This window comes from Enterovirga rhinocerotis (assembly GCF_004363955.1).
GTDB classification, from domain to species: domain Bacteria; phylum Pseudomonadota; class Alphaproteobacteria; order Rhizobiales; family Beijerinckiaceae; genus Enterovirga; species Enterovirga rhinocerotis.
Window position 1 is genome coordinate 1 of sequence record NZ_SNZR01000007.1, and the last position, 7,528, is coordinate 7,528.

General features: G+C 63.3%; 9 protein-coding genes. 2 read left to right on the top strand and 7 right to left on the bottom strand.

The features are described from left to right. On the bottom strand, positions 1-614 hold a 614-nt coding region (locus tag EV668_RS00480), incomplete at its 3' end, for an SOS response-associated peptidase (protein ID WP_133767927.1). Between the two features lie 37 nt (positions 615-651). On the opposite strand from EV668_RS00480, the gene EV668_RS00485 reads away from it, so the two are divergent. Continuing rightward, positions 652-903: a hypothetical protein gene (locus EV668_RS00485; protein WP_133767920.1), complete on the top strand. Its 252-nt coding sequence runs from the start codon at positions 652-654 to the stop codon at positions 901-903. A gap of 230 nt (positions 904-1,133) precedes the next feature. Here EV668_RS00485 and EV668_RS00490 read toward each other — a convergent pair whose 3' ends face one another. Both EV668_RS00490 and EV668_RS25520 read right to left on the bottom strand, forming a co-directional pair. Beyond that, positions 1,134-1,496, bottom strand: a complete 363-nt coding sequence (locus EV668_RS00490; RefSeq protein WP_133767921.1) for a hypothetical protein — start codon at positions 1,494-1,496, stop codon at positions 1,134-1,136. Between the two features lie 1,368 nt (positions 1,497-2,864). Beyond that, the gene (locus EV668_RS25520; protein WP_166652293.1) at positions 2,865-4,367 is read right to left on the bottom strand and encodes a calcium-binding protein; all 1,503 of its coding nucleotides are present in this window, start codon (positions 4,365-4,367) and stop codon (positions 2,865-2,867) included. Positions 4,368-5,620: 1,253 nt separating this feature from the next. Here EV668_RS25520 and EV668_RS00505 point away from each other — a divergent pair. Further along, positions 5,621-6,121 (top strand): hypothetical protein, encoded by a 501-nt coding sequence (locus EV668_RS00505; protein ID WP_166652294.1) that lies wholly within the window; start codon positions 5,621-5,623, stop codon positions 6,119-6,121. Here EV668_RS00505 and EV668_RS25525 read toward each other — a convergent pair. The 4 genes from EV668_RS25525 to EV668_RS25150 all read right to left on the bottom strand — a co-directional run. Further along, a complete protein-coding gene (locus EV668_RS25525; protein WP_280960078.1) occupies positions 6,090-6,221 on the bottom strand; it encodes a hypothetical protein in 132 nt (43 codons plus the stop codon). The genes EV668_RS00505 and EV668_RS25525 overlap by 32 nt on opposite strands. A 93-nt stretch (positions 6,222-6,314) precedes the next feature. Next, a complete protein-coding gene (locus EV668_RS25530) occupies positions 6,315-6,689 on the bottom strand; it encodes a peptidoglycan-binding domain-containing protein (protein ID WP_133767928.1) in 375 nt (124 codons plus the stop codon). 354 nt (positions 6,690-7,043) lie between these two features. Beyond that, positions 7,044-7,265, bottom strand: a complete 222-nt coding sequence (locus tag EV668_RS00515; RefSeq protein WP_133767925.1) for a DUF2093 domain-containing protein — start codon at positions 7,263-7,265, stop codon at positions 7,044-7,046. Continuing rightward, the coding region (locus tag EV668_RS25150; protein WP_133767926.1) for a peptidoglycan-binding domain-containing protein at positions 7,262-7,528 on the bottom strand (267 nt) is incomplete at its 5' end. The genes EV668_RS25150 and EV668_RS00515, both read right to left, overlap by 4 nt.

The window sequence follows — 7,528 nt, forward strand, 5'->3', positions numbered from 1 at the left end:
GCGTCACGCTCCGCCTCGGTCGTCAAGATGACCGGCATGGCCTTCGGATGGATGGACGCGACCGGCTCGCTCGGCTCGGTCGTCAGGAAGGCGAAGAGGTCGATCGTCTCCGGCCCGGTCTTGACCTTCCGCACCGAGGTCCATTGCGGGGTCCAGATCCCGGCGAAGGCGGCAAACGGACGGTGCTCTCCGAATGCGAACCAGATGTCGCCGTCGGCCGCCTTGTTGAACTCGCTGAAAGAGGTGAAGGGGACGAGGCAGCGATGCGTGGGCTCGCGCCAGGCCTTCCAGTGCCGGCTCGCCGTGTTCCGGACGTTCGTCGTGCCCTTGTCAGGCTCCAGGCGAAGGAGCTCGTCGAAGTCGACCTCGCGGCCCTTCGCGCGGAGCTTGTCGGCGCGGGAGCTCGCTGCGTCCATGAGCGCCTTCCGGCTCGACGGCATGCCCCAGCGCGCCATCGCGAGGACGCGCTCGTCTCCATCGACCCGAACGATCGGCGCCGCATAGTCTGGGAACACGCCCGGTAACGGCGGCAGGTTGCCCGTCAGGTCGTGGTCGACCCGGAACAGCCGCCGGATCGCCTCCTGGTTCGTCGTGACGCTGTAGAGGTTGCACATGCTGGCGAGCGTAGCCGAGCCGTGGCAGGATCGCGAGATGGCCAACAAGACCACCTTCATCGTCCAAGCGTTCGAGCGGAAGCGCGGCCGGCTCGTGCCCGGCGCCAAGGATGTCGCGCCGACGGAGAACGGTGCGCTTAAGCGGGCCGAGGCGCTGGCGACCCGCGTGCCCGGCTCAGCCGCGATCAGCGTCGTCGCGGATGACGAGACCGGCGAAGTCGCCTCGATCTCGATCATCCAGACGTTCGGCGAGGTCCCGGAGGACTTCGCTGAGAGCTTGATCGGTTAGCCCAACTGCCGTTTCGCTTCATCTGTCGCCGCCGCAACGTTGGCTATGCTATCGAGTGCGACACGGCCGCTCTGATGAACCGGACAGGAGAGTAGGCCCACGCCAGTGGTCGAGAAAGGCACGAGCAGGCCTGACCACGGTACGGCTGCAGCGCTCTCATGGCGGAAATGACCCAATGCGAAGCCCGGCGCTCCAGATGCGACGGGCTTCGCGGTTTCGGGCCTCGTCGTTCAGAAGAGCAGATCGTCGACGACGCCGCTGCGTCCCAGGATGTTCCCGGTGACCGATGTCGGATCGAAGATGTACTGCAGGCCCAGGCCATCGTCGTTCGCCAGATTGTCGATCGCGCCACCAGGACCGACCAAATCGTGGGCAATGGCTTCGATTGGACTGTCGGCGTTGAAAAGATCGTCGATAACCCCGCTCGGTCCGGTGATGTCCCCGAGAACCGTACCAGGATCGTTAAGGCTCGGCTCGATGCCGATCGTCCCTTGGTCGTTCAGAAGATTGTCGACGATCCCGCCGTCTCCGACGGCATCCTTGGCGACGTCGTGGAGTATGACTGCAGGAGAGGTTCCGCTGAGAATGCCCATATGAGTAATCCCTTCCATATTTGATGCCATGTACATACGGAAATACATTGAGCGCTATGAGGCGCGATGATCTATATGTTCTGGCACGGCATCGTAGCTGGCATGATGGATCAATCGACGATGATCTGCTTAGTTTCGCAAGTCGACGTTTGTCGCGAGATCGCAGTAAAAGCATCGTTAGCGTGGCTAGGAGTTTTTTATTTCAATTGTCTTTTCTGAATTGTCTCGGCGCGACCTCATTCGCTCTCGCGCAATGCTACGAGTGCCACCCTCGTCACCGCGCTAAATCCGATCGGGAGAACCGCCCATCAGCCGAGCCGCTCACCCATACCCAAGAGGCTCGGCCCCGGAGGCGCGGAAAGGATCGCCGCGACGCAAGGCAACACTCGGATCTCGAGAAATTCTATTCGATCTCTCTTCGCATCTGCATCTGGCCAATCAATCAGATTGCTGTCGGCCGTAGAGGCGAAGCCGCATTCCCTCTGGCGACTCCGGCGCCCGTTCACTGTCCTTAATCCGAACATTCCGGACGCCGGCGATCTCCCACCTGAAGGCGAGGACGATCGCACTCGATGCCCGCTGACGAGTTGCAGCCTGGGGGCCGTTTTTGCCCGTCCCACTTATGCAGAAGGCCATTGGCCGCTCCAACGACCGCCGGCTAGATTGCGTTTCCTACCAGACGGATGCTTGAAGCGATGAGGTGACCAGTTGCCCGAGTCAAGGCGTACGTTGCGATACGGTTCGGAAGCAGTCCAAGATACCAGACATTCTCGCCGTGTCGGCAGCCTCGCGCGGCCCTTCCGACGGCGTCCCGTAGCCGATCCAGCCGCAGCCCCCCCGGTCTCAGCTAGGAACAGCGACGATGGTTTTATGCGAGATTTAGGAAAGTTTTCTACGTTCGATTAAGCTACCGAATTTGCTCAGCCGCAATATTTGTTATTGGTCCGAAATCGCTCCGGAAACAAACTCATGCCGGCCGTCGTTGGGGCCAAAAAGGGCCAATGATGTTCCACCTCAAGACCGATATCGCTCAGATGTATAGGAGGCGGGAGGAGCTATTTCTCAGCCGTTGGGAGCTGAGTCCCGACGAGTACAGGAAGCGCGTGAGCGACCTGAATGCCCAGATTCGGGGCTACGAGATGCTCTTGTGCGAGCGCTTCCGGACGAGCCTCCGATCGATTTTCCCGCCGACCGAATCTCCCGCGGACTAATGGACGGCCAGGCCTGGAGTTGAACCAGGCGTGCTGGGCATTGCACCGCCGACGGGTATCCGCTCCCCCCGACCGGCCCGCGGTCGAAACAGCACGCGACGGGCGCTTCGTCCAATACGCCCATCGCTTTCCTGTCGTGGGAAGGTCGCTGCCCGCCTCAGATGACGATGTCGAAATGCGCCGAGGTGAGCGCGGGGTTGGTCGTGAGGACGGCGATGAGCTGCGGGGCCTCGTCCCGGCCGGAGCCGTCGGCATCGTAGTAGAGATGGCCCTTGCTCTCTACATAGAGGAACCGATCCGTCGCGCTGGTCGCCCGGCCCGTGGTGCTCAGCACGAATTGCTCGGGCGTGAGTTCGTCCCCGGCGATCAGGCCGCCGCCGAAGAGCGAGGCGCTGATCTGGAGCGTGTCCTCGCCCGCGACGAAGTCCCGGATCATGTCGCGGTCGGCCGTGGTCGCGGTGAGCTCGAAGGTGTCCGCGCCCGCTCCGCCGAACAGGCTGTCGATGCCCTCGCCGCCAATCAGAACGTCATCGCCGGCAAGGCCTCGCAGCGTGTCGCGCCCGGCCCCGCCGGACAGAACGTTGTCTCCCGCATTGCCCTGGATGACGTTGTCGAGGTCGTTGCCGCTCGCCGAGACGATGCCGTCGCGCAGGATCAGGCGCTCGATCGAGACGCCGTCGGCGAGGACGTAACCCTCGACGCTCAGCATAGCGGTGTCGTAGCCCTCGCCAACCGCCTCGACGATGCCGTCGCCGAGATCGTCGACGTAATACGTATCGTCGCCAGTCCCGCCGACGAGGGTGTCGGCCCCGGCCCGCCCGTCGAGCCGGTCGTCGCCGGCCCCGCCCGAGAGGGTGTTCGCGCCGCTATTGCCCATCAGGATGTTGTCGAGCTCGTTGCCCGTGCCGCTGAGATCGGCGCTTCCCATCAGGAAGAGGTTCTCGACGTTGTCGCCGAGGACATAGTTGTCGAGCGTGGTGCGGACCTGGTCGATCCCTTCGCCGGCGAGTTCCACGACGACGTCGCCGTCATCGTCGACATAGTAGATGTCGTTGCCTACGCCGCCATACATCGTGTCGGCCCCGAGGCCGCCATCGAGGCGATCATCGCCGCCGCCTCCTTCCAGCAGATTCGCTGCGCCGTCGCCAACCAGGACATCATCAAAGGCGCTGCCGCGGACGTTTTCGATCGAGGAGAAGGTGTCACCGGCGGCATCGCCGGACATACCCGACCACATGCTCGGATCAAGAAAGACAACCACTCCGCCACTGGCGTGCTCGTAGCTAACCGTGTCGATGCCATCCCCGCCTTCGAGAGTATCGCCTCCCGCACCGCCTTCCAGGACATCGTCTTCTATGCCGCCGCGCAGAATGTCGGCGTAAGCCCCCCCGATCAAACGAGTGGAGACGATCGAATCCGACAAATTAATGAAAAACCCATACGATGCTGTGCTCGGCGCATATATATTGGTTCCATCGTTTCCGTTATAGCCGGTATGAAAAACCGTAAGCCTAAGAACATCGACGGGCGTGCCGGACGAGAAACTAGGGGAATATTTGTAGGGGCCGACATATATGAAACTGTAATTCGTTGGCATCAAATAAGATGTGGACTGTGATGGATCGTAATCCCTGCCATATGTGAACGAAACCGATCCCATCGAGCCCCCCATCTCCAGGCATGAGGGGCAGAGCCCGCATCACCAAGGCTCACCCATCTCATTATGGGTTAAGGAAGTCATCTTCCGATATCGACGATTCGCGCGGACGGTCCGATTTGATGGAAGCGTCCCGAGGACAACAGACGCGGAGCCGCACCCACGAAAACGCCCGCTCCGATCTCTCGGGCGGGCGCCTCATCGTCTCGATCGCGCGCCGGACTATGTGCCGGGACGGACGACGAAACTGCCGCCGGTGCTCAAGCCCCTCGGGGCGATCACCATGGCGATCCAAGCAATATGGGCGCCGATGGCGGCAGGAGCAAGGCGCGCGATTGTAGGGAGCGTCAGGCTCGCCGTTTCACCGCCGGTGCGCCTGTCGACCTGGGGCAAGCAGAACGCGGAGCGGCCCCCTCGGATCACTCCGATCGGATCGCCTATGACTGGCCCGCGGCATATCGGGTCAGAGCGCTCCATGAGGTGACCGACCTCGATTGAACCGGGTGGACTGCCCTCGTCCAAAGCCTCCTGCGGATGCTACGCCCGGCGCTCATCGATCAGCGCGATTACGGCCGCGATGGCATTCTCCAATTCGGCGATCGAGCGGAGGTCCGCCCGATGAACTGTACCGCCTTGCCGAGCAGCGGCGTCGATGACGGCATGTTGCTCCGCCTTCAAGCGACCGAGGAGGGCTTCGAGTTCGGCGACGGATGCGATTGGCATCGCGGCGTTCTAGACGCGTGCGACCGGGCGTCAATCGTCCCCGCCGTACCGACGTCGGATCTCCGAAATGGCTTGTGCGGTGCGGCCTGTGCAGGGTCGTCCGAAACTCTCTCCGACCCGATTCGAGGCCGGAGGAAGTCAGCATGCAAGACCCCACGCTGTTGCGGATTGCTCGCATCCTTTTCGACGAGACGATGACCGAGGCAGAAAGGCGTCGCCGGATCTACAGCTTGTTTCCGACCGGCAGAGAGCCTGCCCCTCGACCTCCTCGGCGGTCGCTCCGGCGGGTTGAGTAGGACGTAGTTCCTCTTCGCCGAGGGAGTAGTTGAAACTACACCCTCTCTCCCCTCTGCATCCAGTCAGGTCTCGAACTCCGGCCCAGGCGCCGCGGTCTCCCAGGCCGTTAGGATCGATTCCCACCTGGACACGGTTCAGCGACGCGATAGCATGACGGCATGCGCGCCTGGATCGCCATCTTCTTCGCCCGCCGCCGCGCGTTCCGCGAACGAGTCGCGCGCGAGGCGACGGACCTCATGAACTGGACGGGGGAGATGGCTTATGCCGCGGCCCGGCGGCGAGCGCGGGAGGCGCGTGGGCGGCGGGATCATGCCGACGCTCGCCTCTGGGCCAAAGTCGCGGTCGAGATCGCTCGCCGGACCGGGCAGGATATCGGGATCAATGGCGCCGATCGCTATCCGGATCCGGGGCGACGGCCGAAGGAGCCGACGCGCAGCCGCCGGGAGATCGCGGATCGGCTCGTCGACATCTCGCGTGGAATTGCAGCGCTGTCCGCAGGCCGCGGCGACGAAACCACGCTCCACAACATCGGTGTCGCGGCACGGCAGATCGTGGGTTTGGGCGGCTCCACGACCGCGCTCGCCCTGGCGGCGGACGATGTCATCGCCGCATGTGAAGTGATCCCGGAAGCCCCGACTGTCGAGCAACTCGCTTCGGGCCTCTATCCGCTCATGGTGGATGAAGCCAGCCGGGCGCTTCAGCGGCTCAAGACACTGTCTCTGGCCGCAGGTGGATGACGACGGGCGGCGGACCGGCCGGCGCGACCTGTGCGAGGACCGGATGGAAGACGAGGGCCGCAACGAGCGCGAGCGCCATCGCCGCGAGGAAGCGGGGCATGGTGGTCTCCGATTGAAGTGAGGGTTCAGTTGCCGGCGCGGGTTTGCAGGCTCGGCAAAATCGACTAAGAGGCAGCGGCACCAAATGGCGGGGTCACTGCGTGTTGAGTGACAGATCAGCTGAGCTGACAGCGCGTTTCGGCGGGCGCACGTTCAGGGCAATGTCCGAGGCATACTGCGTGGCAATTGCTTCGTCGGCTAGTGCTCGTGACTTAAATCGCCTGTCTGACGAGCAGATACAGTCATTGATTGCAATTCTTATCGAAGAAGTTGAGGAAGATCGCCGAGATCTTATCAACCTAAAATCAGCAGCTATCCTTTTTTTGGCCCGACAAGCGCAAACAGCGTCTAATTGAGAACCCGTCGGGACACGGGTCTTCGGACCGACAACGCCGTCCGGGACGAGCCCGCGAGCCTTCTGCCAGGCGATGGTCGCGGCTTCGGTCTTCGGGCCGAAATCTCCGCGGATGCCCGGGTGCCGCCGGGAGTGGGATGGTCTTGATGCTTGGCCGGATGCGGCCTATCGAGCCGGCGGCGGCTTCACGCCGTCGATGGAGACACGCTTGCCGACTGGCCAAACGGACGACCTAACCCGCCGATTTGGCCCAGAAACCGCAGCCGCGATTTCGGCAGCATATGAGTCCGTCGTTCTTCCATCTGCTGCCGATTTGGCGTTTCTGGCACTGACGACCGAGCAGCGGCTTAGCCTTGTCTATGCCCTGACCGCGGAAGCCGAAGCCGGGCGAACCTGCCCCGATCATCTCCGTGATGTGGCCTTGATCTTCGTCCTGCCCAAGTCCGCGCCTTCAGCCGGTTAGGTTGCCTAGGCACCACCGCTGGGAGCCGGACCAGCCTCACTGGTCCTCGCGAGGACTGCAACTGGCGAGGCGTAGGCCTCCTGCCGCTCGACGCTCCAGTACCTGAGTTGATCGAGCGGGATGGGTTCGGCTGACACCGCGCAGCGGACGAACTGGCCGGGCTTGAGAAGGCGGTAGGAGCCTGGGCGGTATTCGACGGCGGCCTCGCCCGTTTCGAGCGGGCTCATGCCGCGAGCGCCCAGGTCTTCGGACCAACCACGCCGTCGGGCACGAGCCCGCGAGCCTTCTGCCAGGCGATGGTCGCGGCTTCGGTCTTCGGGCCGAAATCTCCGTCCGTCATCACGCGGATGATGCCCTGCCATTCGGCGACGACTGCGCCCTTCGAGCCGCGGCGAATCGTGGCCTTGCCGGCAGGGAGCGTCGGGAGGGGCTCGGGGGCCGTGTCGAGGAGCGGCAGGATCGAGACGACCTTGCCCTTGGACCACAGGAC

Excerpts from the sequence above, each read along its gene's own strand:
- EV668_RS00515 (WP_133767925.1), bottom strand. The coding sequence starts at position 7,265 with ATGAGCCCGCTCGAAACGGGCGAGGCCGCCGTCGAATACCGCCCAGGC.
- EV668_RS25525 (WP_280960078.1), bottom strand. The coding sequence starts at position 6,221 with ATGCCCCGCTTCCTCGCGGCGATGGCGCTCGCGCTCGTTGCGGCCCTC.
- EV668_RS00485 (WP_133767920.1), top strand. The coding sequence starts at position 652 with ATGGCCAACAAGACCACCTTCATCGTCCAAGCGTTCGAGCGGAAGCGC.
- EV668_RS00490 (WP_133767921.1), bottom strand. The coding sequence starts at position 1,496 with ATGGGCATTCTCAGCGGAACCTCTCCTGCAGTCATACTCCACGACGTC.
- EV668_RS00505 (WP_166652294.1), top strand. The coding sequence starts at position 5,621 with ATGAACTGGACGGGGGAGATGGCTTATGCCGCGGCCCGGCGGCGAGCG.
- EV668_RS25520 (WP_166652293.1), bottom strand. The coding sequence starts at position 4,367 with ATGGGATCGGTTTCGTTCACATATGGCAGGGATTACGATCCATCACAG.